The 25,155-nt window shown below is 68.0% G+C and carries 23 protein-coding genes and 1 pseudogene; 8 read left to right on the forward strand and 16 right to left on the reverse strand.

Annotated elements, in window-relative coordinates; all coding sequences use genetic code 11:
* Nucleotides 1-17: 17 nt before the first annotated feature.
* Nucleotides 18-2,063, forward strand: a complete 2,046-nt coding sequence (locus LFA75_RS13690) for a hypothetical protein (RefSeq protein ID WP_225234183.1) — start codon at nt 18-20, stop codon at nt 2,061-2,063.
* Between the two features lie 36 nt (nt 2,064-2,099).
* On the opposite strand, the gene LFA75_RS13695 is transcribed toward LFA75_RS13690, so the two are convergent.
* A complete protein-coding gene (locus tag LFA75_RS13695; protein ID WP_225234184.1) occupies nt 2,100-3,218 on the reverse strand; it encodes a glycosyltransferase in 1,119 nt (372 codons plus the stop codon).
* A gap of 188 nt (nt 3,219-3,406) precedes the next feature.
* On the opposite strand from LFA75_RS13695, the gene LFA75_RS13700 reads away from it, so the two are divergent.
* Nucleotides 3,407-5,017: a GMC oxidoreductase gene (locus LFA75_RS13700; RefSeq protein ID WP_225234185.1), complete on the forward strand. Its 1,611-nt coding sequence runs from the start codon at nt 3,407-3,409 to the stop codon at nt 5,015-5,017.
* A gap of 72 nt (nt 5,018-5,089) precedes the next feature.
* Entirely contained in the window at nt 5,090-5,848 is a 759-nt protein-coding gene (locus LFA75_RS13705; RefSeq protein WP_225234186.1) for a phytanoyl-CoA dioxygenase family protein, read from the forward strand.
* Here LFA75_RS13705 and LFA75_RS13710 read toward each other — a convergent pair.
* On the reverse strand, nt 5,836-6,870 hold the full coding sequence (locus tag LFA75_RS13710) for a glycosyltransferase (RefSeq protein WP_225234187.1): 1,035 nt from the start codon (nt 6,868-6,870) through the stop codon (nt 5,836-5,838). The genes LFA75_RS13705 and LFA75_RS13710 overlap by 13 nt on opposite strands.
* The gene (locus LFA75_RS13715) at nt 6,867-8,474 is read right to left on the reverse strand and encodes a lipopolysaccharide biosynthesis protein (protein WP_225234188.1); all 1,608 of its coding nucleotides are present in this window, start codon (nt 8,472-8,474) and stop codon (nt 6,867-6,869) included. Before LFA75_RS13715 ends, LFA75_RS13710 begins: the two co-directional genes overlap by 4 nt.
* Before the next feature lie 500 nt (nt 8,475-8,974).
* Here LFA75_RS13715 and LFA75_RS13720 point away from each other — a divergent pair, with 500 nt between their 5' ends.
* Together LFA75_RS13720 and LFA75_RS13725 are read left to right on the forward strand one after the other, a co-directional pair.
* Nucleotides 8,975-10,429: a sugar transferase gene (locus LFA75_RS13720; protein WP_225234189.1), complete on the forward strand. Its 1,455-nt coding sequence runs from the start codon at nt 8,975-8,977 to the stop codon at nt 10,427-10,429.
* Nucleotides 10,430-10,508: 79 nt separating this feature from the next.
* Entirely contained in the window at nt 10,509-10,694 is a 186-nt protein-coding gene (locus LFA75_RS13725; RefSeq protein ID WP_225234190.1) for a hypothetical protein, read from the forward strand.
* Between the two features lie 5 nt (nt 10,695-10,699).
* Here the strand turns inward: LFA75_RS13725 and LFA75_RS13730 are convergent, their stop codons facing one another.
* The 4 genes from LFA75_RS13730 to LFA75_RS13740 all read right to left on the reverse strand — a co-directional run bounded on the left by LFA75_RS13730 (nt 10,700) and on the right by LFA75_RS13740 (nt 13,744).
* The gene (locus LFA75_RS13730; RefSeq protein WP_225234191.1) at nt 10,700-11,659 is read right to left on the reverse strand and encodes an aldo/keto reductase; all 960 of its coding nucleotides are present in this window, start codon (nt 11,657-11,659) and stop codon (nt 10,700-10,702) included.
* Nucleotides 11,660-12,100: 441 nt separating this feature from the next.
* Entirely contained in the window at nt 12,101-12,232 is a 132-nt protein-coding gene (locus LFA75_RS23860) for a hypothetical protein (protein ID WP_263639378.1), read from the reverse strand.
* A gap of 126 nt (nt 12,233-12,358) precedes the next feature.
* Complete coding sequence (locus tag LFA75_RS13735) at nt 12,359-12,505, reverse strand: hypothetical protein (protein ID WP_225234192.1); 147 nt, start codon at nt 12,503-12,505, stop codon at nt 12,359-12,361.
* Between the two features lie 273 nt (nt 12,506-12,778).
* Nucleotides 12,779-13,744: a hypothetical protein gene (locus LFA75_RS13740; protein WP_225234193.1), complete on the reverse strand. Its 966-nt coding sequence runs from the start codon at nt 13,742-13,744 to the stop codon at nt 12,779-12,781.
* A 225-nt stretch (nt 13,745-13,969) separates the two neighbouring features.
* On the opposite strand from LFA75_RS13740, the gene LFA75_RS13745 reads away from it, so the two are divergent.
* From LFA75_RS13745 to LFA75_RS13755, 3 genes are all read left to right on the forward strand, one after another.
* Nucleotides 13,970-14,764: a GDSL-type esterase/lipase family protein gene (locus LFA75_RS13745; protein WP_225236060.1), complete on the forward strand. Its 795-nt coding sequence runs from the start codon at nt 13,970-13,972 to the stop codon at nt 14,762-14,764.
* A gap of 142 nt (nt 14,765-14,906) precedes the next feature.
* Nucleotides 14,907-15,143 (forward strand): hypothetical protein, encoded by a 237-nt coding sequence (locus tag LFA75_RS13750; RefSeq protein ID WP_225234194.1) that lies wholly within the window; start codon nt 14,907-14,909, stop codon nt 15,141-15,143.
* A gap of 78 nt (nt 15,144-15,221) precedes the next feature.
* On the forward strand, nt 15,222-15,851 hold the full coding sequence (locus LFA75_RS13755) for an arsenate reductase/protein-tyrosine-phosphatase family protein (protein ID WP_225234195.1): 630 nt from the start codon (nt 15,222-15,224) through the stop codon (nt 15,849-15,851).
* Nucleotides 15,852-15,933: 82 nt separating this feature from the next.
* Here LFA75_RS13755 and LFA75_RS13760 read toward each other — a convergent pair whose 3' ends face one another.
* The 9 genes and pseudogenes from LFA75_RS13760 to LFA75_RS13800 form a co-directional block, all read right to left on the reverse strand.
* The gene (locus LFA75_RS13760) at nt 15,934-16,968 is read right to left on the reverse strand and encodes a glycosyltransferase (RefSeq protein WP_225234196.1); all 1,035 of its coding nucleotides are present in this window, start codon (nt 16,966-16,968) and stop codon (nt 15,934-15,936) included.
* Nucleotides 16,965-18,041, reverse strand: coding sequence for an O-antigen ligase family protein (locus LFA75_RS13765; protein ID WP_225234197.1), 1,077 nt, complete (start codon nt 18,039-18,041; stop codon nt 16,965-16,967). The genes LFA75_RS13760 and LFA75_RS13765 overlap by 4 nt, the downstream gene beginning before the upstream one ends.
* A 928-nt stretch (nt 18,042-18,969) precedes the next feature.
* Nucleotides 18,970-20,190 (reverse strand): lipopolysaccharide biosynthesis protein, encoded by a 1,221-nt coding sequence (locus LFA75_RS13770; protein ID WP_225234198.1) that lies wholly within the window; start codon nt 20,188-20,190, stop codon nt 18,970-18,972.
* A 4-nt stretch (nt 20,191-20,194) separates the two neighbouring features.
* Nucleotides 20,195-21,208 carry a glycosyltransferase family A protein gene (locus LFA75_RS13775; RefSeq protein WP_225234199.1) on the reverse strand — a complete coding sequence of 338 codons (1,014 nt, stop codon included), beginning with the start codon at nt 21,206-21,208 and terminating at the stop codon, nt 20,195-20,197.
* A 66-nt stretch (nt 21,209-21,274) separates the two neighbouring features.
* Nucleotides 21,275-22,141: a glycosyltransferase family 2 protein gene (locus tag LFA75_RS13780; RefSeq protein WP_318249999.1), complete on the reverse strand. Its 867-nt coding sequence runs from the start codon at nt 22,139-22,141 to the stop codon at nt 21,275-21,277.
* Nucleotides 22,138-23,202, reverse strand: a complete 1,065-nt coding sequence (locus tag LFA75_RS13785) for a glycosyltransferase (protein ID WP_225234200.1) — start codon at nt 23,200-23,202, stop codon at nt 22,138-22,140. Before LFA75_RS13785 ends, LFA75_RS13780 begins: the two co-directional genes overlap by 4 nt.
* Before the next feature lie 62 nt (nt 23,203-23,264).
* Nucleotides 23,265-23,894 carry an acyltransferase gene (locus tag LFA75_RS24015; RefSeq protein ID WP_318250000.1) on the reverse strand — a complete coding sequence of 210 codons (630 nt, stop codon included), beginning with the start codon at nt 23,892-23,894 and terminating at the stop codon, nt 23,265-23,267.
* On the reverse strand, nt 23,795-24,559 hold the full coding sequence (locus LFA75_RS13795) for a WecB/TagA/CpsF family glycosyltransferase (RefSeq protein ID WP_225234201.1): 765 nt from the start codon (nt 24,557-24,559) through the stop codon (nt 23,795-23,797). The genes LFA75_RS24015 and LFA75_RS13795 overlap by 100 nt, the downstream gene beginning before the upstream one ends.
* Nucleotides 24,556-25,113 (reverse strand): annotated as a pseudogene (locus LFA75_RS13800) (GDP-mannose 4,6-dehydratase); the annotation flags it as partial. The pseudogene LFA75_RS13800 and the gene LFA75_RS13795, both read right to left, overlap by 4 nt.
* Nucleotides 25,114-25,155 lie beyond the last annotated feature (42 nt).

A 25,155-nucleotide genomic window follows, 5' to 3' on the forward strand; every position in this document is an offset into this window, starting at 1 on the left:
TCGCCGGAGGAGGGCCAGTGGCTGTCGCGACGTTCGACGTCTTCGAGACCGTGCTGGTCCGCACCGTGGGAGGGCCGGAGCACGTCGACGAGGCGACCGGTCGTCTGCTGCGGGAGCGCGGCGTGATCTCGGTGTCCCCGTCGACCTACGCCGCCGTCCGCCGGTCGGTCCAGCAGGACCGTACGCCCGACGTCGCGGTCCACGTGCGGTTGGCCGACCTGGCGGCCGGCACGGCGTCGCGGTTGGGCATCCCGCACGCAGCTGCCGAACTGGTCGACGCCGAGCTGACCGTCGAGAGGGCCAGCTGCCGCGCCGTCCCCGGGGCAGTGGCCCGGACGGAGGCAGCACGTGCACGGACCGGGCGGGGTGTGGTCTACGTGTCGGACTCGCCGCTGCCGGCTTGCTTCCTGCAGGAACTGCTGGAGCGCGAGGGGCTGTTCCGCCCCGGGGACGAGGTGCTGGCCTCGGCAGACGTCGGCAGCTCCAAGCAGCACGGGGGACTGTTCGACGTCGTGGCCGAACGGCTGGGTTGCCCGGCCGAGGACCTGTGGCACACCGGCGACGACCGGTGGGCCGACGGTGCGCACGCGCTGGAGCGGGGCTGGCAGGTCACGCTGGACCGCAGTGCCCACCTGACCGGTCGCGAGTCGTCGATGGCCCGCATGGCCGCCGCCACGGACGGCGTGTCGGCCAGGCTCGCCGGGGCTGCTCGGGTGGCGCGGCTGCAGGGCCGGGAAGAGGGGCTTGACCCCGGGGTGACCGCGGTCGCGGGGACCGTGGCGATGCCGTTGTTCGTGGGGTTCGCCCGCTGGCTGCTGCGCGAGGCCGAGCTGGCCGGGTTGGACCGCCTGTACTTCGTGGCGCGGGACGGCGAGGTGCTGCTCGACGTGACCCGGCGGCTCGCTGCCGCCCGGGGGGGTGCCGGGCCGGAGTTGCGCTACCTGTACGGATCGCGCCGGAGCTGGCGGCTGGCGGCCGCGGGTCGCCGCGGTCACGACGTCGTCGGTGATCTGTGGATCCCCGACGACTTCCGGGCCGAGGAGCTCACGCCCCGGGAACTGCTGCACCTGCTCGACCTGACCCCGGACGAGGCGTTGACCGCCGGGCCGGCGCCGCAGCTGATCGACCCGGCCGTCGACCGCCCGATGGGCGCCGATGGATGGGCTGAGCTGCGCGAGCGCCTGCGCGGTGGACCGGTCGGGGTCGAGGCGACCCGCCGTGCGGAGGAACGCGCCGAGCTGCTGCTCGCCTACCTGGACCAGGAGGGTGTGACCGGCCCCGGTCGGGTGGGCATCGTCGACGTGGGCTGGACGGGGCGGGCCACCCGGTCGTTGGAGGACCTCCTCGAGGCCTCCGGTCGAGCGCTCCCGGCTGCCTACCTGTTCATCGGCCTGCTGGGCCCGGCCGAACGGCGGTTGGGACCCGAGCTGTTCGGGCGCTGCTCGGCCTGGCTGGTCGACGCGGCCCGCGGGCTCCAGGACCGCAGCCTGCCGGGCGAGGACCCCGTCATGCTGGTGGAGAGCATGGCCATGGGCCGTCAGGGGACGACCACGGGGTTCGCGCGGGAGGGCGACCGGGTGGTGCCGGTCCTGGCTGCACCCGTCAACCCGGTGGCGTCCGGGTGGGGGTTCGAGGACTACCGGCGGGCCCTGGACCTCGCTGTCGACGCGTTCATCGACAGCGGACCCGGTGGGCACCAGGTCGATCTGCGGCCCACCGTCTGGGCGCAGCTGCTCGACCTGTGGCGCCGTCCCACCCCCCAGGAGGCGGCTTCGTGGGGGGCGCAGCCCTACGGCGAGGACTTCGCCAACCAGCGGTGGTTCCCGCTCGCCCGGCCGATCACCGCGCGGCGGCTGCTGCGCGCGGCCGGGTTGGGCCCGGCGGGCTGGCGGCAGCCGCTGTACTGGCGCAACGGCTCGGTCCGGTTGAGCTCTCCGCCCGTGCGCTGGGCAGTGCGGCTGCGCGGTGCGGTGGACCCGGCCCGGCTGGCCCGGGTACCCCGCCGGGTGCAGCGGGAGTGGCTGCTGCGCCGGCGCCCCCGACCTGCGCCTGACCACCGGTAGCCGCCCGAGCACGCCGGGGCCACAGCCCCGGTCGGGTCACCGACGGTCAGCCACCAGCCGGGCCAGCGCCGCGCGGTGGTCGGCCGCGGCCACCTCGGGGGCGAACAGCCGCGGCGCTTCGCTGCGGGCCCGGGCGGCGGCCGCCCGCAGCGGGCCCGGATCGGTCAGGTGGTCGACGAGCGCCCGGGCCAGGCCGGGGACGTCCTCGGGGGCGACCAGGGCACCGAAGGCGCCGTCGGCGAGGACCTCGCGCGGCCCGCTCGGGCAGTCGAAGGCGATGCACGGCGTGCCACCGGCCAGTGCTTCGGCCAGCACCAGCCCGAACCCTTCCCACCGGGAGGACACCACGAGCGCGTCGGCCGTGCCGATGATGCTCTGCGGATCGGCGACGTGGCCGGGGAAGCGGGCCACCCCCGCACCCAGCAGGCGCACGGCCATCTCCTCCAGTGCGGTCCGGTCGTCGCCCTCGCCGAGCACCACGACCTCCATGGGCGGGGCGCCCATCCCGCGAGCGAGGGCGACGGCCTCCAGCAGCAGGTCGAAGCCCTTGACCCGGGCCAGGTGGCCGCAGCCCACGATGAGCGCGGGCGCGCCGGGCGCACGGGCAGGGGCCCGTCGTGCGGCGGCCGCCAGCTCGTCCCCGCGTACGGCGTTCAGCACCGTCACGGTGTCCCTCCCGCGCCGGGAGGCAGCGAGGTCGGCGGCCAGGCCGGTGCTGACGCACACCACCTGGGTGGCGGTGGTCAGTGCCGCGCGGGTCAGCCCGCGGGCCCACCGCGGCACGTAGGCCTCCGCTGCGCGCGTCGGGTCGGCCTGCACCAGCACGCTGACGGGTCGGCGCGCTGCGCGGGCAGCCGCGGTGGCCACGAGCATGCCCAGGCCGATCTCCGTGGCCGAGACGACGACGTCCGCGCGAGCCGCCCACCGGCGGGCCCGGGCGAGGCCCGCGGGCAGCGCTGCGCGCAGCTGGCGGGGGACGTCGGTGGCGAAGACCGTCCGCAGCCCGGCCGGGACCGGGATGTCCCCCGGACGGGGGTGCACGAGGCTGAGGACGACCACCTCGTCGCCGGTGCGGTGCCAGGCCAGTGCCCGGTCGAGCGCGACGCGGTGAGCACCGCTGTCACCTAGGTCGGACATCAGCACCAGGATGCGCACGGACGGTCTCCTCGGGTAGTGCGGGCTGCGGCACACGGGGGCACTGGCCGGACGGGGACCGACGGTAGCGGTCCCGGGGTCACCGGGATCACGGCGCGGTGGTGCGCACCGCCGGTGTCCGGCGGTCATGCTGGAGTCGTGGCCGCACGGACGGCTGCACGCCCCCGATGGATGGAGTCCTGCCCCCGATGATCCTCGACCTGGCCGCCGTGGAGCCCGGCGCCGCCGAGCTGTCCCGGCCTGAGGCGATCGCCGTCGTCGGCAGCGGGGCCGCCGGCCTGGCCGTGGCCATGCGGCTGGAGGAGCTGGGGCGGCCGGTCGTGCTGGTCGAGTCCGGGGGGGATGCGCGGGACGGCGAGGCCATCGCCGCGGCGGCGCCGTTGAACGAGGGTGAGGTGGTCGGGCACAGCTACCGCGGTCTTGTCGACGGGCGGCAGCGGAGCCTGGGCGGGGCCACCCAGCTGTGGCACGGCCAGTGCACGCGCCTGCGGGACGGCGACCTGGCCCCGCGTCCCTGGCTGCCGCACAGCGGCTGGCCGCTGGACCTGGCCGAGCTGGAGCCCTGGTACGAGGCGGCCGAGCGCTGGTTCGAGCTCAGCGGCCGCGGCTACGACCGGGCCCGCTGGGACGAGCACCGCCGGCTGTCCCCGCTCCCGTGGTCGGGTGACCGGTTGCTGGACGACTTCGCCGAGTACGCGCCCCTGCCCCACCTGGGCGACCGGTTCCGGCAGCACCTGCGCACCTCACCGTCGCTGCTGACCCTGGTGCGGGCGACCGCGGTCGGGGTGCGGGTCGAGGACGACCGGGTGACCGGAGTGGAGCTGCGCGACGCGGCCGGCCGGGAGCTGTTCCTCACCGCAGGGACCGTGGTGATCGCCGCAGGGGCGGTCGAGAGCGCCCGGCTGCTCATGCTGTCCGATCGGGAGGGCGTCGGGCTGGGCACCGGGCGGGAGCTCACCGGTCGCTACCTGCAGGACCACCCGGTCGCGGCTCTGCTCGAGGTGGAGCCCACCCGACGTGCCTGGCTGCAGGACCGCACGTCGCACCTCTTCGCCCGCGACGCACGGATCTGGCCCAAGGTCCGGCTGGCCCCGGAGGCCCAGGAGCGCGAGCAGTTGGTCGCGGCCAACGCCGTGCTGGTGCACGAGGTCGACGACCCGGAGCTGGACGCGGTCCGCCGGGTCGTCGACGCCCTGCGCCGCCGCCGGTTGCCCGAGGACCTGGCGGGTGACGTGCGGTTGGCGGCGCGGGCCGTCGTCCCCACGGTGCGCACGGGCTGGCGGCGCTGGGTCCGCGGACTGGCCTCGGGACGTCCCGCCTCACGGGTGCGGCTGGACGTGTGGCTGGAGCAGGTCCCCGACCCGGAGAGCCGGGTCACGCTGGACCCCGACCATCGGGACGCCTTCGGGCTGCCTTCCCCGCGGGTCGACTGGCGCGTCTCGGACGTCGAGGTCCGCACGAGTCGCACCATGGCCCGCTGGGTGGCCGAGGACCTGCGCAGGAACGGTCTGGCCGAGGTCACGGAGCTGCCTGCCATGACCGACGACGCAGCGTGGCGGGAGAGCGTGGCCGATGCGTTCCACCCTGCTGGTACCACCCGGATGTCGACCGATCCGAGGGCCGGGGTGGTGGACCCGGACCTGCGGGTGCACGGGGTGCGGGGCCTGTACGTGGCCAGCAGCAGCGTGTTCCCCATCGCCGGGTACGCGAACCCGACCCTCACCATCGTCGCCCTCGCGCTGAGGTTGGCCGACCACCTGGCGGACCGGTCCCGGCAGGGGGTTGGCCACCCGGCCTGAGGCCGGGGCACGGGAGGGAGCTCTGCCGGGCGCGGGCTGCGGGGCGCCCGATGTCGATCTACGGTTCAGCCGGTGACCACGACGACCACGGCAGGCCGCTTCGCCCACCTCGCCGGACAGGTGCGGGCCGAGGGCTACGCGCACCTCCCCGAGCTGGGCGTGAGCCCGGCCGAGCTGGCCGAGGCCCGGCGGCTGCTCGACGGTCTGTTCGACCGGTTCGCCGAGCTCCCCGCCGACAAGGCGCACGACCTCGGGGCCGGTGGCGATCCGCAGCGGCCGACGGTGCCCGAGGTGCTCGACTGCGCGGCCCTGGAACCCCGCCTGACGAAGACCGCGGTCTGGTCAGCCGCCCACGAGGTGGCGCGGGCCGTGCTGGGTCCGGCCACCTACTCCACCTACGACCACGCCATCTACAAGCCGCCGGGCATCGGCGGGCAGACCTCCTGGCACCAGGACGCCGGGTTCGACCAGGTGCTCGACCACGGGCTGGCCATCTGGGTGCCGTTCCAGGACACCGAGGTCGCCGACGGGTGCATGCGGTACGTGCCACGCAGCCACCTCGCCGGCCGCCTGCCGCACCTGGTGCGAGCCGGGGCCGGCGGCAAGCAGGTGTTCCACCTGGAGGTCGCGGACGAGGCCGCGGTCGACGTGCCCTGCGCGGCGGGCGGGGTGACGATGCACGACTTCTACCTCGTGCACGGTGCCCGCGGCAACGTCGGCCAGCAGACCCGGCGCGCCTGGGTCATCGACTTCTCCACCGCACCGGTGCACCGCCGGGCGTTGCGGGGCGCCAAGCGGGCCATGCTGGGCCTGCGGGGTCAGCGCCGGTAGATCTGCTCCAGCCGGTCGACGTGCCCCGGCAGGTCGAACCGGGACCGCTGCAGGTCCTGCAGGGCAGCGCCGTAGGCCGCGCGCGCCGCAGGGTCCCCGGCCAGACGGGCCAGGGCGCGCCCGGCCGCCTCCACGTCGCCCGGGGGGAACAGTGCTGCACCGGGTGCCCGGCCCACGGTCTCCAGCGGTCCGCCCGCAGCGGCAGCCACGACGGGGGTGGCCACGGCCATCGCCTCCAGGATCGACAGCCCGCACGGCTCGGCGGGCGCGGTGGACAGCAGCATCGCCGAGCCGGCCAGCAGATCGGCGGGGTCGTCGACCCACCCGGTGAACAGCACGGCGTCGGCGATGCCGAGCTCCTGCGCCCGGCGCTCCAGGAAGGCGCGTTCGGGGCCGTCCCCGGCGACGGTGAGGGTCCAGCCGCCGGCCGCCAGGCCCGAGGCGGCGAACGCAGCCAGTGCCGTGGACGTGTCCTTCTCCGGCGCCAGCCGCTGGGCGACCAGGACGGTGTCCCGTCGTCGGTCCGGACCGGGCTGCTGCGGGCGGACCCCGTTCAGCAGCACGGCGTCGGGGCGGCTCTCGAGCTCCCCCGCGACGAACTCGCTCACCGCGATCTCGGCGCGCAGGGCCCGCCGGACCAGCGGCGCCAGCAACCGGGCCAGCCGGCCGTAGCCGCGGGGCGCAGTGATGTGCCGGGTGGCGAAACGTCGTCCCCGGGTGGCCGGGGCAGCCATGAGGGCGACGAAGTCCGCCTTGGTCATGTGCGAGTGCACGACCTCCTGCCGGCCGGCGCCGCGCAGCGAGGTCAGAGCTGCCCGCGCGGTGTCTCCGGGCAGCCAGTCGACCTCGGGGGGGAGGAGCTGCCTCATGCGGTCGGGCTCGCCGCCCACGACCACCACCTGGTGGCCCCTGGCGGCCTGGGTGGCGGCCACCTCGACCACGTAGCGCTCGGTGCCGGCGAAGGCGGGGGTGACGACGACGTGGGCGATGCGCAGGACGGCTCCTCGGATCGGGCGGGTCATGGCGCGAGAAGGCGGACGGCGCGGCCGGCGGGCCCGGGCAGGGCGTCGGCGAGCCAGTGGAGGTCGTCGGCGGCGAACACGCGCGCCAGCCGTACGCCCACCGTGGCGACGACGACGAACGCGGTGCCGGCGCACAGGTCACCGAGCAACCCGTCGACCTGCTCGCGCACCAGCACCGCGGTGGCTGCGGCCGCGACGCTGACCGCCACGGAGGCCAGCAGGCGCCAGGCGGACAGCCGCAGCGCGACGCCCTGGCGGAGCGTGTAGGCCAGGATGAGCACTGCCCCGACGGTCTGCGCGGCGAAGGTCGCCGCAGCCGCCCCGGTGAGCGAGAAGGGCGGGATGAGGGCCAGGGAGAGCCCGATGTCGGTGAGCGCAGCGATGCCCCCGCACCACAGCACCGGTGCCAGCCGCCCGATGCCGGTCCACAGGGTGGTGCAGACCTGGCCGACGGGGACGACCAGCAACATCAGAGCCAGGTACCGGACGACTTCGGCGGCCTCGGTGAACTCGGGGCCGTAGGCGGTGCGCACCAGTCCGGGGCCGACGGCGAAGGTCGCCGCGCTGAGGAGGACGCCGAGGGTGCACACCACCCGGGCGGTGCGGCCCATGACGGCTGCGACCGCGCCGGGGTCCTGCACGTAGCGGGCGGCGATGGCCGGGAGCGAGGCGCCGATCAGCGTGCTGGTCAGGACGACCGGGATGGTGATGACGTTGGCCGCGACCGAGAACATGGCGACGGTCGGTCCGTCGTGGTATCGGTCGAGGAAGACCAGCTCGATGCGGCGCTGGATGATCTGGCCGATCAACAGTGATCCCGAGAACATCAACCAGGTGCGCGCCACCGGTCGCCAGGCCGGCCGGCCGCTGGGCCGGCGCGGCGGCCGCGGGAGCGAGCGGTCCAGCAGCGCCAACGCGACCAGCAGGGCTACCGCCACCGACAGCTGGGCGGCGAAGACGCCCTCGATGCCCCAGCCGGCGTAGATGGCGGCGATGGACATGAGCGGCGCGGCCGCCTGGGCGATGAGCCTGCGGCGCGAGGTCCGGGTCCAGCCACGGTGGGCGATGTCGCGCACCGTCCGTGACCAGCCGAGGGCGTCGGCGAGGGCGGTTGCCGCGGCCAGGAACCAGAGCAGCTTGTAGTCGTCGCGCACGATGCCGATGCCGGTCATCACGGCCGCAGCGAGGATGCCGCCGGACAGGTGCGCCGAGGCCGACCAGCGGGCCAGCCAGGCCAGGCGGTCGTCGTCGCGACTGCCCACGGCGGTGGCCAGCAGCTGGATGCTCGCGTTGGTGAAGGAGAAGATCAGCACGGACACCAGCAGCGACGCGACGTAGGCGATGACGCTCTGCTCGCCGAGCACGGCGGCGCCCAGCTCCCGGCTGATCACGATCGAGAGGGCCAGGGTGCTGCCCATGGGCAGCACGGTGGCGGCCGCGTTCCACAGGCCGCCCCGGAGGGTGCCCTTGCTGCTGGTGACCTCGTCCCCGAGACCGGTCATCGCCCCCTCGCCGTAGGCGATGTCGGGCACGGCGTCGACCGGCTGTGCGGTGACGGGCTCCTCGGGAGCAGCGTGCCGTGGTGCGCGGTCGCGGGCGGGCACGGCGACCTCCTCTACCGACAGACTCGCTCGACGCGGTGCCGGCGACAGGGGGCTGTCAGCGACCGAGGGTAGAGCTCTGCCCGGCCAGCGGGGCCACGCCTGCCCGATCGGGTGGCCGGATGCGCGGTGTGGGGCACCTCACTCCGGCGTGCTGGTCGCCGGGGAGCCATCAGGCATCCACCCCGGCTTGCGGGCGTCGTCACCGTCCGTGTTCAGGTTGGAGCGCTCTGAGCACATCGTCGGCACCCGGCTGGGCGTATTCCGAGACCGCGACGTCGGCTGGTCTTACCGAGAGTCACCGGAGTGGGTAGCTTCACCTGGTCAGGACGTCCAACGGGGGGCGGCAACGAAGGACGAGGCGGGGCACATCGTGCTCCGGCACGGAGGTTCTACATCCGGTGATCGACCACCAGCAGCATGTGCTCCACCACGCGACGCCGGTGTCCGGCGGCGCGGCGAGGCGACGGGCCGTTGCCCGGGCCCGCTGGTGGACGCGTCCGATGGAGGCCTTCGTCCGGGGGCAGGGTGCCGAGGCCCGCCGTGAGTGGCGGAGCACCTACCGGCGCCGGCTCGTGTTGACCGACGTCCTCGCGGCGGCCCTGGCCACGGCCGTCAGCTATTGGTTCCACTTCAGCGCGAACGCACCCCTCGACGGGGTGCCGCAGTCCGCCGCCCGTTTCCTCGCGTTCACCATGCCGCTGGGCTGGCTGGCGCTCATGTTCGTCTCGCGCAGCTACGAGGAGCGCTACCTCTGGCTGGGGCCCGAGGAATACCGTCGGGTGGCCCGGGCCGCGCTGGCCCTGCTGGGCTCTGCGGCATTCGTGTCCTGGGCGTTGAAGATCGACCTGGCTCGTGGCTTCACGATGACGGTCATCCCCCTCGCGCTGTTCCTGACGTTGCTGTCGCGGTGGGTCCAGCGCAAGGTGCTGCACCACCAGCGCATCGCCGGCAAGCACGGCCAGACCACGGTGATCGTCGGGCACCGCGCGGCGGTGGCGGCCCTGCACGCCCAGATCGATCGCGAGGCCCACCACGGCTACAAGGTCGTGGGCTGCATCGTGCCGCCGGCCGCGGACGGTGAGCCCCCGACGGCGTTCGACGGATTGCCGGTGCTGGGTGACATGACCCAGGTCGCGGAGGTGGTCCGCCGGTTCGACGTGGACACCGTGGCCGTGCTGCCCTCGCCCGAGCTGGACGGCTCGGCCCTGCGTCGGCTGGGCTGGGAGTTGGAGTCGACCAAGACCGAGCTGCTGCTGGCCCCCGCGGTCACCGAGATCGTCGGCACCCGGGTGGCCATCCGGCCGGTCGCCGGACTGCCGCTGCTGCACATGGAGCGACCGGAGTTCACCGGCCCGCGGCGCTGGGCCAAGACGGCCTTCGACAAGGTCGTCGCCGCTGCGCTGATCCTGATGACCGCGCCGGTCCTCGTGGCCATCGCGCTGGCCGTCAAGGTGACCAGCCCGGGTCCGGTCTTCTTCCGGCACCAGCGCATCGGCATGGACGGCGAGCCCTTCCAGGTGCTCAAGTTCCGCAGCATGCGTCCGGGTGCCGAGCACCAGGTGCAGGATCTCTTCGAGGCCTCCAACGAGGGCAACGAAGTCCAGTTCAAGATGCGCACGGACCCGCGGGTGACCCGGGTCGGCGCGGTGCTCCGGCGCTACTCGCTGGACGAGCTCCCGCAGCTGTTCAACGTGCTCGGCGGCAGCATGTCGCTGGTGGGTCCGCGCCCGCACGTCACCCGCGAGGTCGAGCAGTACGGGGTGGACATGCGCCGTCGACTGCTGGTCAAGCCGGGCATCACCGGCCTGTGGCAGGTCAGCGGTCGGTCGGACCTGTCCTGGGACGAGTCGGTGCGCATCGACGTCCGGTACGTCGAGAACTGGTCGCTGTCCTTCGACTTCATGATCCTGGCCAAGACCGTCGGCGCCGTGGCCAAGGGGTCCGGCGCGTACTGAGCCGGGACGGCGGGGCAACTGGGATCGCCCACCGCTCGAAGATGACACACCGTGGCTGGTGCTTTACACAGTGACACCGGTGCCGTATCCATACGGCGTGACCTGGTGGGTGGTGGGCGGTGTCGTCGGGTGGTTGGCCTCGGCTCCGGTGGTGGCGGTGGCGACCGGGATGTGGTTCGGTCGGCGCGCCGAGGACTCCGTAGCACTGGAGGACGCGTTGACCGTGCCGACTGACTGGTCGGCCGCCCTGCCCAGCGAGGCCTGACCGGCTCAGTCGGTCGACGGCAACGCACGCACGACCTGCACGAGGTCGGCCAGCGCCGCTGACACCGGCTCCGGCAGGACGTCGTCCCTGTGGGCGAAGGCGAACGCCGGGGCCACGTTGCGCTCGGTGGTGCTGCCCACGATCACCTCGGTGACGTCGAGTTCGGCGCCGCGGGCGAGCAGGGCGTGGCCGAGCCCCCGGGGCCCGGCGAATTCGGTGTCCCGGGTGACCTCCTGCCAGCGCTGCGCGCGGGTCGGGTCGTCGGCCAGGACCGCCTGCAGGCGGCGCAGGTGCTCGCCACCGCCGCCGAGGAGTCCGTGCCCGGTCCGGGCCACGACGTGGTCGGGCAGGGCGACGGGGGTGTGCAACGGCCCGACGGCGGTGTTGGCGGCGGTGAACAGCTCGCCCCCGGCCGCCAGGGCGCCGAGGGTGTCGTGGTTCTGGGTGGCGACACCGACGCTGCCGACGTCCCCGCGCTCGACGACGCCTGCGAGCAGGTCCAGCAGTTCGGTGGTGACGTCGTGCGGGCGCACCTCGTGCAGCAGCAGCCGGTCGACCCGGCCGCCCAGTCGGCGCAGCGAGGTCTCCACCGACGAACGGACCTCGGTGACCCCGAACCGCCCGCTGGCCATCTCCCGCGGAGCGGATTGGCCAGGCGCCGGCCGCAGCACGCCCTTCGCACGGGCCAGCAGCGGTGCGGGCAGGGCGGCCTTGGCCACCCCGACGACCCGGCGGCGGAGCGGGCGGTCGGGCTGCGGCGCCAGGCCCACCTTGGTGGTCACGCCCTGCACGTCGTCCCGGCCGGCGAGGAACCGGCCGAGGACCTCCTCGGCCTGCCCGAAGGCGTACAGGGGGGCGGTGTCGAAGCGGCGGAAGCCGGCGTCCCACGCGACCTGGAGCAGGTGCTGCGGGGCATCGCGGGGCACGTCGGCGAACTGGGCGGTGCCGAAGACTGCTACGGGCACGAGGTCCTCCAGGTGGGTCTGCGGACGGCTGCCAGGACTCCGGGCGATGGCCCCGACGAGCCACGCGGACGGTGTACACGAACCCGTCGAGCCTAGGTTCCCCGAATCAGCGCAGCCCGGAGCCGCCCTTGGCTGCCGGCCGTGACTCCCCAGGACCAGTCCGGCGCCGATGTCTCCGATGCCCGTGGGCGCTCCGGGCTGCACCCGACTGGGCGTGATCTCGACCTCAAACCCTACGTCGTGGTCCGCAACGTGGAGCTGCTGTGCGCGGGCTGCCACGTGCTGCGGAGGACGGGGTTCGACCAGCGGCGGGCCGACGGCAGCTGCAGCACCCCGGTTACGGGACACCTACGACCGCGGGGACGGCGGAGGCGGTGCTGCCCTACGACGTCGAGCGCGGGACGGTGCTCCTGACGCGCCAGTTCCGCTGGTCGGTGTACGTCAACGGGCAGCGGCCAACCCGCTGCTGGTGGCCTTCGGGATCCACACCAGCGCCGGCGGCACGTCCGCCGGCTTCCCGGCCGGCATGACCACCCGCCGCAACGCCAACGCCGCCGTCGCCGGCTCCGTCATCGCCGACGAGGTCCGCGCCACCCCGGCCTCACCGGCACCCAGGCCTACACGATCGCGCCCGGCCCCGGCACCCTGCTGGCCGCCAGCCTGGTGCTGGAGCCTGCGTGACCCGCTAGTCGCTGCCAGCTACAGCACCGCCGCCGCGGGTGGCTCACGGTCGTGGTCAGGCTTCGGCTGCTCGACGTGCCGGCGACGTTCAGCGAGGTGGATGGCGGCGCTGACGATGACGGCCAGGCTCACCGCCAAGGCCATCCACGCGAACACCCAGACCACCACGGCACTTACCCACGGTAACTATCAACTGACGCTGAGACCATGTGCCACGCGGGGACAGGTAGTGCCCACTTCTGGTCGCCGCAGGCTTGCTCGGGGTGACGGAGGACAGTCGCGGATCCGTCAGGCCAGATTAGCAAGGGACGAGCCGCTACCTGAGCCGAGGGGGGCTGCAGAGCAAAACCGCCTATGGCCAGCGCTGACCAGCTCGGGGCGCATCCGCAACGACTGAGCTGTGGTTACGCCCGCGCGTGAGTCGCCGGGGTAGAGCGGCTACTCGCAGCTCCCGTAGGTCTCGAACTCCTCCCGGCCACCGCAGGTGCTGCCCAGCCACTCGTACAGGCTGCCGACCTCGGTCTCGCTGTACAGGTCGTCGCAGGCGCCGAGGTCGCCGCCGAAGCAGTCCTGGGCGTCGTCGTCGTAGCGCGCCTCGAACTCGGGGTCGTCGCTGGTGGGCGGTGCGACCGGGTCGCCGCCGTCGTAGAGGTAGGACCACTCCGAGTCGGTGCCGTACACCCCGGCCGCGCCGTCGGCGATGCCGTAGTCGACGGAGTCCTCAGCGGTCGACAGCACGACGATGGTGGCGACCAGCAGCAGCGCAACTGGCGCCAGCAACGCAAGCACGACGCCGCTGCCGGAACGGGGCGCGGTCCACTGCTGGGTCTCGGCCGACCAGACCGGCGCGGCCGGCGGACGGGTCCGCAGCCAGCTGCCGACGGCGGGCTGCGCAACGAGCGCGAGGCGGACAACGGGCAGCGCGAGCGCCACCATGAGGACGGTCAGCAGCGCCACGACGACGGCAGCTCCCGGGCCGGAGGACGTCGAGCTGTACCCGTAGTCGTCGTAGGGATAGTCGGCGTAGGAGACGGCCATGGTCGAGCTGTCGGCCAGCGCCCAGATGCCGAGGCCAAGCACCAGGACCCCCTCGGCGATGGTGGCGCCGACGAGCAGCCTGCGGCCGCTCCGGCGCACCAGGAACAGGCTGCCCAGCAGCAGGAGGCCGCTGAGCACGATGCTGCCGACCAGGACGACGACGGCGCCGGCGATGTCCGAGCCGACACCGCCGAACGAGGCCAGCATGACCAGCACGTAGGCGACGACGCCCAGTGCCAGGCCGGCCTCGACGAACCCGAGGACGGCGGCCGCAGCCCCGATGCCCGGCATCCGCGTCTCGGGGGCGCCTGCGGCCGGGGCTGTGGCGACGTAGCCCGGCGGTGGGGTGTGGTCGGCGTAGGTCATGGTGGCTCCCCGAGTGGTGGGACCGCCCGGCCGAGGTGCCCAGCGACCCGGCGATTGTCGGGACGGTGCGGCCCCGGGTCAACGTGCCTCGCCGCCGCTGGGACTCCCGGGAGGTCGGCGGGGTACCCGGGTGAGGGCAGGACCGGTGGCCCTGCGGTTGCTGCCGGTGACGAACCGCCGACGGCGGTAGGTGGGGCCCGTTGCGCTCTCTAGCCTGGTCGCGTGATGGCCTTCGAGCGCCCTCCGCGGTGGGGTCTGATCGCGATCGTGGTCCTGCTGCTGGCCAACGTCGGGCTCGTCCTGCTGCTGGTGCAGCGGCAGAACTCCGAGCCGGGGCCGACGAGGTCGGTCGCCGCCGCGACCACCGGGACGACGAGCCCGCGGACGACGGCCCCGGCCACCGGTACGAGGTCGTCCGCTCCGGGCTCGTCGGCGCCGGAGACGACCGGTGACCCCGGTGTGCTGGCCGTGTACGGGGACGGGTACTCGTCGGGCAACTCCGAGGGCGGCACCGGTGCGGCCGGCTGGCCCGCTCTCGTGGCCCAGCAGCTGGACATGCAGCTGCAGCTGAGCGCCGCGACGTTGGCCGGGTACGTGCGTCCGGGATCGACCGGTCAGACCTACCCGCAGCTGGTACAGGCACAGCCGCCGGCGGATGCATCGGTCACGGTGGTGTTCGGCAGCCGGAACGACGTGGCCGCAGACCCCGCCGAGGTGCAGGCGGCGGCCAGCGCGACCTTCGCGGCCATCCTGGCCGCCGACCCCAGCACCCGGTTGCTGGTGATCGGCCCCTGCTGGAGCAGCGCGGCCGCCCCGGCAGAGCTGACCGCGGTCTCGACCGCGGTGCAGGCGGCGGCGCAGGCCGCGGGCGCCACGTACGTCGACCCGCTGACGCGAGGCTGGTTCGCCGCCCCCGCCGGCCTGGTGTCTCCCGCCGACGGCATCTCGCTGCTGGACGCCGGCCACTCCTACCTGGGCGACCTCATCGCCCCGCTGGTGGACACTGCGCGCTCCAGCTGACAGCCCCCTGGGGCCCGTGGGGCGGCCGGGGCTGAGGGTGGGCGACACCTGCACCAATCGCCGCTCGTAGCGGGCTGATCACGCTACGGTCCTGCTCGCCGGTCGACTTCCCACCGGCACGGTGTGGTGAGGGGTGCCAACGATGGGCGCAGAAGCGCAGCAGATCTTGCGGCGCGGCTGGTGGCTGCTGGCGATCGGCCTGCTGACCGGGCTCGCCGTCGCCCTGAGCGTCGGTCTGGTGCTGGGCTCGACCGGGGCCGACCTCGTGGTCACGGCCGTGGCCGGCCTGCTGGCAGGCAACGCCGGGGGAGTGGTCGCGGCCGTCGTCGGCCTGCGCGGCACGCCGGTGCGCCGCCCCGAACTGTCGACTGCTGCCTAGTCAGCACTGCCAGGTCTGTCCACCGTGAGTGAGCGCGTCGCTCATCTCCGTGACTGAACGGTCCCTAACGTCATGGCCATGCGCATCGTCTTCGTCTGCACGACCAACGTGTGGGGCTCCGCGATGGCAGAGCTCATATCGCGGAGACTGCTGAGCGAGTGGGACCCCGACCGGGAGAGAGTCCAAGTCTTCAGCGTCGGTGTCCGTGCCGAGGTTGGCGCACCAATGCCCGCGGTCGCCCAACAGGTGTTGGCCGAGCGTGGCATCGACGCAAGCGAGCACCGAGCGCGGTGGATGAGCCCGGCAGTCCTGGGTGGCGCAGACCTGACCCTGACGATGGGGGGGATACAGCGGGACGCGGTGTTGGCGCTGAATCCTCGTGGCCTGCGGAGCACGTTTACGTTGCAGGAGGCGGCGGTGTTGCTCCGCGGGTTGCCTCAGGTGGTGGGGCCAATGTCGGCCGATGCCGACGGGCACTTCCGCGCCGTGGTCGCCGCACTGGCCGGCGCTCGGCGATTCCGATCGGTGGCAGCAGGAGCGGACGACCTACCGGATCTGCTGGCGGATCTCCGGGTGGTCGGGCCACTGTCGGAAGCGCTGTTCCGTGACGTCTCCGGCCTCCTCCGCGCGTTGATTCTCCCCGCATTCCGAGCAGGTGATGAGGACGTGTGGACCGGGGTGCCCTTCGCCGCCTCCGCCGTCGCCTGAGTCCTACCGTTGCAGCGCCGCTTCATGAATCAGGACTCCTGTCACACGTCATCTCGGGCCTTCGTGGGCGGCCTGAGTTGCCCTAAAAGGGCGGACAGTGCTCCCTGTACCAACTTATAAGCGCACCAACGTTACTTGCGGCGGAGTAGTCCAGCTCTTGCGATTCGGCCTTGCCCGCACCAAGCACGGACAGGACCGAAGCCCGCCATTGTTTGTCGCACAATGCCGATTGCTGAACGCGATTATCGACTACTGACCAGGCGAAACCAGGCCGATTGGCCACAACACACCGGAGCCCCACCTGGAGGGCCTCGGCCAGAGCGACGGGCATTCCCTCTCTTTGGCTGGGCATCGCGAAGTAGTCAGCCATACCCAGCCATAGGCGAGGATCTCCGACGCCTCGAAAATCCACCCTGCCAGCCTTCGCTAGTTCATCTAGAAGTTGCGTCTCTTCCTCGTCAATGCCGCTCTCGTCGCCGAGGTGAATAATTCTGTGACCAAGTTCACCGGCCACGCGGATGGCCAAAGCATGATTCTTGATCGATGAGCAATTCCCCACGATAGCCATCGTGGGTGGACGGCCCGGCGTTACGAGACCCCTCGCTGAATGCCGGACAAAATCGTCAGCCACCCAATTCGATATGACACGACAATGTCTTCCCTGGTCGGCTTCGTTCTCTTGAACATCGATTGAGGGTGCGGAGACGGCATCGACCAGACGGCTGGTGGCAGCAATTTGTACACGGCGTTGCAGCCGACCAATGCCCATCGGAGTGAAGATGTTATGAACGGTGCGCAGCACTGTGCGCCTTCTACCCGCCGCCATTCGCACTGCAATGACCGTCGGTAGATAAAAACCCTCGGTATGGATGTGGACGATGTCGGGATCTATTTCGCGAATTGCAGTACGGATGTCTTTAAGGTCCCCCCACCTGCCCGTGCGTAAGTAACTCACGTTGTATCCTACATCGGCTAAGGTCAACCCAAATTCGCTCGGGTCGTGCCGTCCCAACACGAAAGAATCAACTTTCGCCGATTCAAAGTGCTTGGCCGCAGATACGAGCATTCGTTCCATCCCGCTGGGCCTCAATGCTCCAAGCAGGTGCAAGACCTTCACATCTTCTCCATCTTGCGAGGCTCCATCTCCGCCGCACCTCGATCCGCCGGCTCAAATCCCGTCACGCTCCGGGCCAGGAAGATCGCTAAGACCCATGACAATCCATACGTCCAGCAGAACACCAGTACCGCAGCAGCAACTGGGGCACCGATCCGACGATCAGGCCGCCGCAACACGGATCTCATCGATGAGAATATCAAGTAGATGAACGCAGCGAGCCCGATCAAACCCAGGCGGAGCAGGATTAACAGGTACCAATTGTGAGGCGAGAATGATACGAGAAGACCATTAGTGTCAAGACGGTCGAACCCGGCACCGAACGGGAGACCGAATAGCCTGCTGGTCCACCCCGAATCCCAGAAGAGCTGAAGAAGCTGACCCCAGCCGTAAGAGCGTGAGTCGTATGTCGCAGTGTCCTCCCCTGAACCAAGGATCCCAGCGAATGCAGCCGGGACGGCCGCGAGACCAACGAGTCCCGCAACAGCGGCTAGGGCAAAGGCCAAGTTGAAACGACCCCTGCGGCTTCTGTCTGAACATGCGTAGGCAACAACCAGGGCGGCAACAGATGCAAGCCAGACGGATCTCTGTTGGGAGATTACTATCGATAGCAAAAATAGCGCTGCAACCCAGAACCAGATTCTCCCTCGTCCAGAGATCCAGCGCTCGACAGCAACAAGTGCCCCTAGCAATAACATGAGAGCCTGGATCTGGGTTAACACCCTGGAGGACTGCTCGACTCCATCGATCGTGATGAACCGGCTAGAGGATGTGCCTACGCCAAATCTAACCGAGTGGTAAAGGGCAACGACGACTAACCCAAATCCCAGGTAGACAAGCGAACTCCGAAAGACCGCGTTCTCAATCTCCCAGCTGCGCCCGACCGACGAAGCCCAGGCGACGGCAGTGAGTGGCAACAATATCAGCCGAGCCTCGACGATGGTCGGACCAATGCCGTATTCTTCGACGCCTCGCAATATGCCAATCAGTGTGAGAGTTGAAATGGCTAGGAGTGCCGTGCCCAGATGCTCTCGCCCGGGTTGGCGCTTGCTCCGGTTGAACACCGCTGCGGACAAGAGAAGCGCCCCAATAATATCGGGAACCTCTACTGAGAATCCACTAACTGAAACCACAGGCAACCGAGGAACATCAAATAAAGATAAGACAACGGCCGAAGTCAGTGCGACGCCAGCTCTAGGATGCGCCGAAACGAGCCCGCCGAAGATGTAGCAAAAGACTCCGCCAGCGAGAACTGCTGCACTGAGACCTAGCATAACCGTCTCCCAATCCCGGTGCGGACTAGCGCACGGTACGCAATCTCAGCGGGCTGCCGCAACCAGCGGTCGCGTCGACTTGCAGCGTAGAGGGTTCCAGTGGTTCCAGACTGGCCGCTGAATCGTGGCTTGCAGCGCAGATTCGCCGTCCCTCCAGGGCCAGCGATGCCCGCCCATTTCGCAAGCACGGACTCAAGGTCTGTGCCCTGCTCCTCATTTACAGACACGACCGCCAAGTCCGCGAAGTGTGTCATCACGTCTACGGGCGCCCCGAAGAGGCGACTGTCAGCCCAGTTCGACTGGTCGCGGGGGATGTCATACGTCATCACCCGTCCTTGCGACAGTCGGCATGTGGTCGTTGCGAAGTTGGTCACCCGCAATCGACCGGTGCATTTCCAGACGAAACCTTGCAACTCGATGAGTTCCGGTGACCTCATTGCCTTTGCGATAAGGTCGGCCTCGCACGCGCCTTTACCGCGCGACACTGCGTCCGCACTTGGGGGCCCCACCGAGACCAATAAGATTCGAGCGTCATTGAAGTCGGAGAACAACGAAGATAATTCTTCATAGGACAGGCTGTTCTCGGCTAGAATGATCCGGTCGAATTTGCTACTGCGCAGACCGGCCCAGAATCGCAAAGAATCACGGTACTGCTGCAGCCGTAACTCGGCATCCAGAAGGGTGAGACCTGGAACGCCTTGCGGACGGACAGTAGCCGTGAGAAGCAAAATCACGCCTCTCCGCCCCGGCGGATAGCACTGCGAAGAATGAATCCTATGGCGACGCACAGAACTACCTGCTGGAGGATAACGGATATCGCTCCGCCGTTAGCTCCAAGAAATGCCCCTAGGGTTCCGGCACCAGCAAGCCGAATAAGGGTCGCTATGGTGCTCCAAACCGCTATAGATGCGTCGCGATTCTGCACTTGCAACAACATATTCACCGGTTGCGCAAATATTGTCGGAATCACGCCGACCGCTAGCAGGGCAAGCACTGAAGCGGATTGTGCAAACGCTGGACCGAGGAGGAGTTCGGTGAACCGATCGGAGAAGGCAGCAAGCACTAGACATGGTGCGGCGCTCGCGACGATCAAAATCCAGAACGGGCGGAGTTGCGCCAAACCACTTTTAACATTGACCGCCGCTGCGCAGGTCGGTGTTGCCACCTGAGTAATAGCAGAGGACGGAAGAATAAGCGGGCTCGTCCAGCGGGCTACAGCGGCGTAGACGCCAGCCGCCCCAGTGCCACCAAAGGCCGCGAGAACGACAACGTCGAGTTGTTGTGCAGCGCTCGCAAGACCTGACACACCATAAGCAGTGGACCCACCCCAGGCATCTCGCATAGGCAATGCCCGAATCCTCGCCGTTACACCTGTGTAGGGGCCCGGCCTCCTTGCGATGAACAGTGAGAAAGCCTCAACGGCTCCGGAGGTCAGCAGCCCAGCCAGCAGTGCCTTGTGACCTTGAGCCCCTAGAAGGACCCCTAGGGTAACCACGCTCACAAGGCTCATGCGACCTAGAACCGAACACACGGACACCGAAAAGAACCGCCCACGGGCTCGGAGCTCAACCTGCAGAGCTTGCACTGTCAGGGCGCCCATCAGCGTGATAGTTCCAGCCAGAACGATAGTAAGTACGTTGTGACCGCCGTTCGTAAAGACTAGCGCGGCCGCCACGGCAGCGCACGACCCGAGGAGGCCGGCGGCCAATTTCACGATGAGGCGGTCGGTGGCCTCGCGTCGAAGAAGCCCCCCCTTCGCAACTTCGCGAATGAGATAGTTGCTTTGTCCGAAATCGAGGAGACCAGCTAAGACCGCCCCGATGGCGATCCCGGACGCCAGTACTCCGAAAGTAGTAGGCGATGTGTGTCTGGCAGCCAGAGCAAACGCGGCAGCTGTCGCTAGTTGACCGAATGCCAGCGTGCCAGCATAGAGAAGCGAATTTCTGCGCATCCCACTAGCCGTTCCCGAAGGTTGAGCGAGTTTCCAGTCTTGGGGGTTTTTTCCGCCACTCTATGTCGAGATCCAAGAGATCAACCGATTTCTGCGCCTCACTATACGCCCGGTCGAGTTCTACGTGACGCATCTGGCGGCGCGGGTCGCGCTTCTTGCGAGTGCTCCCGGCGTCTAGAGGTGAGATGAAACGAACTGGCATGTAGGCGGCCCTCCATCGGCGCTCGACCCATGCGCGGCGGCAGAGGTTGTGGTCGTCATCGCCGAGGAAGAAGCGGCTCGTGTCTAACCCGCCTAGGTCGCCCAACTTCGGAGCGGAAAGAGCTAATGGTCCCCGCATGACGGTATGACCAACCCAGACAGTGTGAGGCTCCGTTCTGTCAACAAGCTCGATGGCTGGGCCTAGTCGTCCGACTCCCTTGAACAGGAAGAACTCGAGCCGTGTCGCTCGGTAAGCGATACCTCGCCGAAAAGCCGCTCGTCTAATCACATGGGCCAGTTTCTGCCGCAACCTATCGATGGGCGTACAAGCAGCAAACGTGTCAACCCCACGGCCGCTGACGGCAACGAGGTCCGGCATGGTGTCGAGCGCTTCGCGCAGTCGCGCATCAAAACCTGGGTCGTTCAGTATCATATCCGCTTGCACTTCGAGATAGATGGAAGAAGATGCGTAGTGAAATCCGATTGAATCAGAGATTGTCTCGTAGACGGCCACGTCGGTGGTCACGACAACAATCTCGTGGAGAATTGCTTGGCTCAATGCCTTGTCGAGCCAGCCGTCTACTTCCTGCCGCGTTCGATCAGTGCAGTCGTCGAGAATGAGTATCAGTTCGTAATCTAGAGTCATGGACAGCTGTAAATGTTCGAGCACCTTGCCGATGATTGGCCCCTGATTGTGGACCGGCATGACCACAGAGACTCGAATATCGGAGTCCGGCGAGCCAAATCTTTCGGTTCGAATCGAAGTATCGGGATTCATAAAGCCAAGGTGAAAGGGAAACTCGGAGAGCTTTTGCACCGACACGGACGATGGCTTGGAAGGCATTTGGTCCACTATTCTGGATTCAAGTTCGGACGGTCTCGATCAACGCCGGGTGAATGCTGGAGCAAGACGCTTTGCGAGCCAACTAGCGGGGAGAGCGAATTTCCAGTAACGCTGGGTGTAACGCTCGGCATGTCGAGCAAGGAAGCGATCGAGATTTGCGGGATTTAGGCCGCCCTTTGGTCCTCGAGCGTCCCGCCATGCACAGCGAATGGGTTGGTGCGTGACGGTATTGCGGCTGCATTCGCCTATCGGCGTGCCGAAAAGAACGATCCGCACGCCTTCGCGCGTGGCGCGCAGGCCATAGTCAATATCGGCTAGGCCGTGAGAGAATCCTCCGTCAATTCCGCCAAGCTTTTTCGCGTCGTGGACCGGAACTAGAACAAAGTTTCCGTTAAACGTTGCAACCCGCTGTTCCGCCCCACTAGGGGTAACTCTGGAAAACGTCAGTGGGCGTCGCGGTCGGGGAATCAAACCGGAATAGGTCACGCTTCCATCGGCTCCGACCGTGGCCCCCACCAGGATGCCATCGTTTTTTTGTGCGCAAAGTATGGCTAATCGAGCTTCAACCGGATCTAGCTCGACGTCGTCATTCAGCCAAAGAATAAAGTCGCGTTGACCGGTGGTTGAGCTCTCCAGTACGAGTTGCTCCGCCTTGGCCATTGAAGCGGCCCAATAATTGTCTCCGTCGCCGGTAACTATACGGACCGAAGGCAGGGCTGTTCGGACTGCCGCAGACGTACCATCGGTGGATCCGTCATCAAAAACCGTGATGGATCCGTGCGTGCATAGTCGATCCAAGATCTCCGCGATGGCGACCACCGTCCGCACCGTTAGTTCCTTGCGGTTTCGGCAGGCAATTATCGCGTGGACCATGGGGTATGCCGGCTTCTCGTCATCTTGGCTCATTTCTGCGTGATGTCTTCCGAATAAGCCCAGCCTATAAGGCCTTTGATAAATCGGTCTGACATACCCGCCACCGTCAACAATGGGAGCACGGGCGATTCTGGCTCCGCTTGATCCCGCCGTTCTCGCTGAGCGATCTGAGTTAGCACCTGCGCGTAGTCCGACCCGGTTGCTGAACCGATGAAGACGTCGACGTCCGGTCGTAAGTACTCGAATTCCGGGGCGTGATAGGCGCTTTGGACGGTGGCCAACGGTATGCCTGCGACGAGCGCGTCGACTGCGACAAGACCTACGCGGCCCGGCACCGCAAGCGCCGATGATGTTGCTAGCGCAATGGCCTTGTCCTTCCCCGAGAGGCTCCCGGCGTAATGTACTCCAGTAGCCTGCGAGCTCTGGTCCAGGACGTAAGACAATAGCGGCCCTTCGCCAGCCACGACCAAAGACAGGGCTGGGTTGGTCTTCGCGGCGGTCTTGAATGACTCGATCAGCAGCGGAACCTTTTTGCTCTCGTCCAGTGCTCCGAGGAAGAGAATGGGCTGCGTCCCGTATCGCCGACGGTAATTGGTCTTGTCGTCCGTAGTAACTTGGCGGAGATCTATTCGAAGCCGGTCTGTGTCTATCGTGTTGAAAAGCGTGGTCGTACGGTCGGGATCGAACCCTGCCTCAACGACCGATGTGACGCCGTTCGGCGTATAACCGAAGAACCATCCGCAAGCATTGGTGATTCGCGTCTTGAGGCGTTCCTGCAGCTGTGGGATATCCGCCGTGTAAGTGCGACCGTGTCCCCATAAGCCGAGCCGCGTCCGGTGGGGCCGCAGGAGGAGGCGGTAAAGTTCAAGATGTCTGATTGCCTGCTCGGCCACTATGAGATCGTAAGGACCTCTTCTAGTGAGCGGCCCAAGAGCCTTACTTGTTATGCTCGTCCTGCCAACACGAAATGAGAGTGTGGGAAGTTGGCTGGCGTCATCGTTGACGATTGAGTCGTTCCGGTCTTGCCACTCTTTGGGTGGCGGGCCATGGAAGATATCGAGTTCGATGCCCTTTGCTTTGGCGTCGAGCTTCATCCTGTGGAACAAGCCCGCTCGATACTGAGGAAACCAGGGATGGATGATGGCAACCCGAAGTGTCATCGGCGTTCGTTCTCCAGTAGGTTCAGCGTCTCTTTGTGCAGAACTAGTTTATCTGGAGCGAATCTGAAACCAACGACTCGAGCGGGGTTCCCCGCGGCTATCGAGTTCTCTGCTAAGTCCCGGGTGACGACGGAGCCAGCAGCGACGATGCAATGGTCCCCGATGGTGACTCCGGAGAGAATAATTGATCCAAAGCCGACCCAAACGTCGCGTCCAATCGAAACTGGCGTGCTGAGGGTAGCTGGCTTGTCGCCGACCCAGTCTGAGTGTCGTATGTGTGTGCCGACCTGGTTGTGGTCGTGGTCGGTGCGCCCAACTATGCCAACGTTATTCGCAATCAGGCATCCTGGACCAATATGTCCGTCTACTTCTACAGTCACGTTCTTTCCGACGTAGGTATCGCGGCCGATAACCAAAGACCTAGGCGCCCATATCCTGGAATTTCTCCCGACATGAAAGTTGGCACCTACGTGAACGTTGTCGCGTACGGACAGCCTTCTCGAAATAGAGCGAACTAGACGGTCGATCACCGAATGTTCCTGATTGCAAGTCGAATGAAGCGAATGTTGCCAGTCGTGTAACGCCTGGTAAGTCGTCTCGGCTCTTGAGCCCAGCGGAATAGCCACTCAAGGCCGAGCTGGGTCATGCGCGTCGGGGCTTCTCGCTTATGCTCTGCATAAAAGTCGAATGCCGCGCCCACGCAAGCGACGAGGGTGTCGCATCGCTTGGCAAGAATCGGGGCTAAGTGGTCCTGCTTCGGTGTACCTAGCCCGAGCCATATGATGTCGGGATTGGCTGATTCAATCTGTGCGGCGATGGACTCGATGTCCCAGGCGGATATCGGTAGAAACGGCGGGCTGCTGATGCCCACAATCTCGTTAGTCGCCGATCCGTCCTGCTTGAAGCGACGTTCGATGGCGTCCAGCACCGCGGGAGATGATCCGAGAAGGAAGTGGCGCAAAGTTCGACCGCTGGTCTGGGCGATGACCTGTTTGAAGACTGAGGGGCCGCGTGTCTGTAATTGTCGATGGCCGCTCAGTGTTTCTAGAAGCTTAGATAGGGGCTTGCCGTCAGGCAGGCAGATAGCGTTCGAGTCCGAGAGTGCTGCTCGCATTCGTGGATCGGTCTCAGCGAGCGCTAGCGTGTATGCGTTGACGAAATGTACGTGCGCCGGTTCGGATGTGCTTGCTCTCGTGACGAGTTGGCTGACAGCCCGTTCCTCGCCCCATAGGGCGAGGCTAATTGCGCTACCGTCGCCGAGATGCAGTTTTTGCTGGTCACTGGCGCTCATGAGTCGAGGCGGACTGATCTGCCGGAGAGCTGGTCGTCGAGGGCCTGGATGTCGGCGTCGACCATGATCTGGACGAGTTCGGGGGTGTGGACCTTGGGTTCCCAGCCGAGGATGGTCTTGGCCTTGGTGTAGTCCCCGACGAGTGCGTCGACTTCGCTGGGTCGTTCGTAGCGCTTGTCGTACTCGACGTGGTTCTCCCAGTCGAGGCCGGCGTGCTCGAAGGACAGCCGCACGAAGTCCTTGACCGAGTAGGCGGTGTTGGTGGCGAGGACGTAGTCGGTGGGTTCGGAGGCTTGGAGCATCCGCCACATGCCTTCGACGTATTCGGGGGCGTAGCCCCAGTCGCGGACGGCGTCCAGGTTGCCCATGAAGAGCTTGTCCTGGAGGCCGGCCTTGATGCGGGCCACGGCGCGGGTGACCTTGCGGGTCACGAAGGTCTCCCCGCGGCGGGGGGACTCGTGGTTGAAGAGGATGCCGTTGACGGCGTAGGTGTCGTAGGCCTCGCGGTAGTTGCGGGTGGCCCAGTAGGCGTAGAGCTTGGCCACGCCGTAGGGGGAGCGGGGCCCTGGCTCCTACACACATCTGACTCTGCTGAC

The sequence above is a fragment of the Klenkia terrae genome (assembly GCF_900491935.1).
In the GTDB taxonomy this organism is placed as follows: Bacteria; Actinomycetota; Actinomycetes; order Mycobacteriales; family Geodermatophilaceae; genus Klenkia; species Klenkia terrae.

Excerpts from the sequence above, each read along its gene's own strand:
- LFA75_RS13700 (WP_225234185.1), top strand. The coding sequence starts at position 3,407 with ATGATCCTCGACCTGGCCGCCGTGGAGCCCGGCGCCGCCGAGCTGTCC.
- LFA75_RS13710 (WP_225234187.1), bottom strand. The coding sequence starts at position 6,870 with ATGACCCGCCCGATCCGAGGAGCCGTCCTGCGCATCGCCCACGTCGTC.
- LFA75_RS13720 (WP_225234189.1), top strand. The coding sequence starts at position 8,975 with ATGGAGGCCTTCGTCCGGGGGCAGGGTGCCGAGGCCCGCCGTGAGTGG.
- LFA75_RS23860 (WP_263639378.1), bottom strand. The coding sequence starts at position 12,232 with ATGACGGAGCCGGCGACGGCGGCGTTGGCGTTGCGGCGGGTGGTCATG.
- LFA75_RS13740 (WP_225234193.1), bottom strand. The coding sequence starts at position 13,744 with ATGACCTACGCCGACCACACCCCACCGCCGGGCTACGTCGCCACAGCC.
- LFA75_RS13745 (WP_225236060.1), top strand. The coding sequence starts at position 13,970 with ATGGCCTTCGAGCGCCCTCCGCGGTGGGGTCTGATCGCGATCGTGGTC.
- LFA75_RS13750 (WP_225234194.1), top strand. The coding sequence starts at position 14,907 with ATGGGCGCAGAAGCGCAGCAGATCTTGCGGCGCGGCTGGTGGCTGCTG.
- LFA75_RS13755 (WP_225234195.1), top strand. The coding sequence starts at position 15,222 with ATGCGCATCGTCTTCGTCTGCACGACCAACGTGTGGGGCTCCGCGATG.
- LFA75_RS13770 (WP_225234198.1), bottom strand. The coding sequence starts at position 20,190 with ATGCGCAGAAATTCGCTTCTCTATGCTGGCACGCTGGCATTCGGTCAA.
- LFA75_RS13780 (WP_318249999.1), bottom strand. The coding sequence starts at position 22,141 with ATGAGCCAAGATGACGAGAAGCCGGCATACCCCATGGTCCACGCGATA.
- LFA75_RS13785 (WP_225234200.1), bottom strand. The coding sequence starts at position 23,202 with ATGAAGCTCGACGCCAAAGCAAAGGGCATCGAACTCGATATCTTCCAT.
- LFA75_RS13795 (WP_225234201.1), bottom strand. The coding sequence starts at position 24,559 with ATGAGCGCCAGTGACCAGCAAAAACTGCATCTCGGCGACGGTAGCGCA.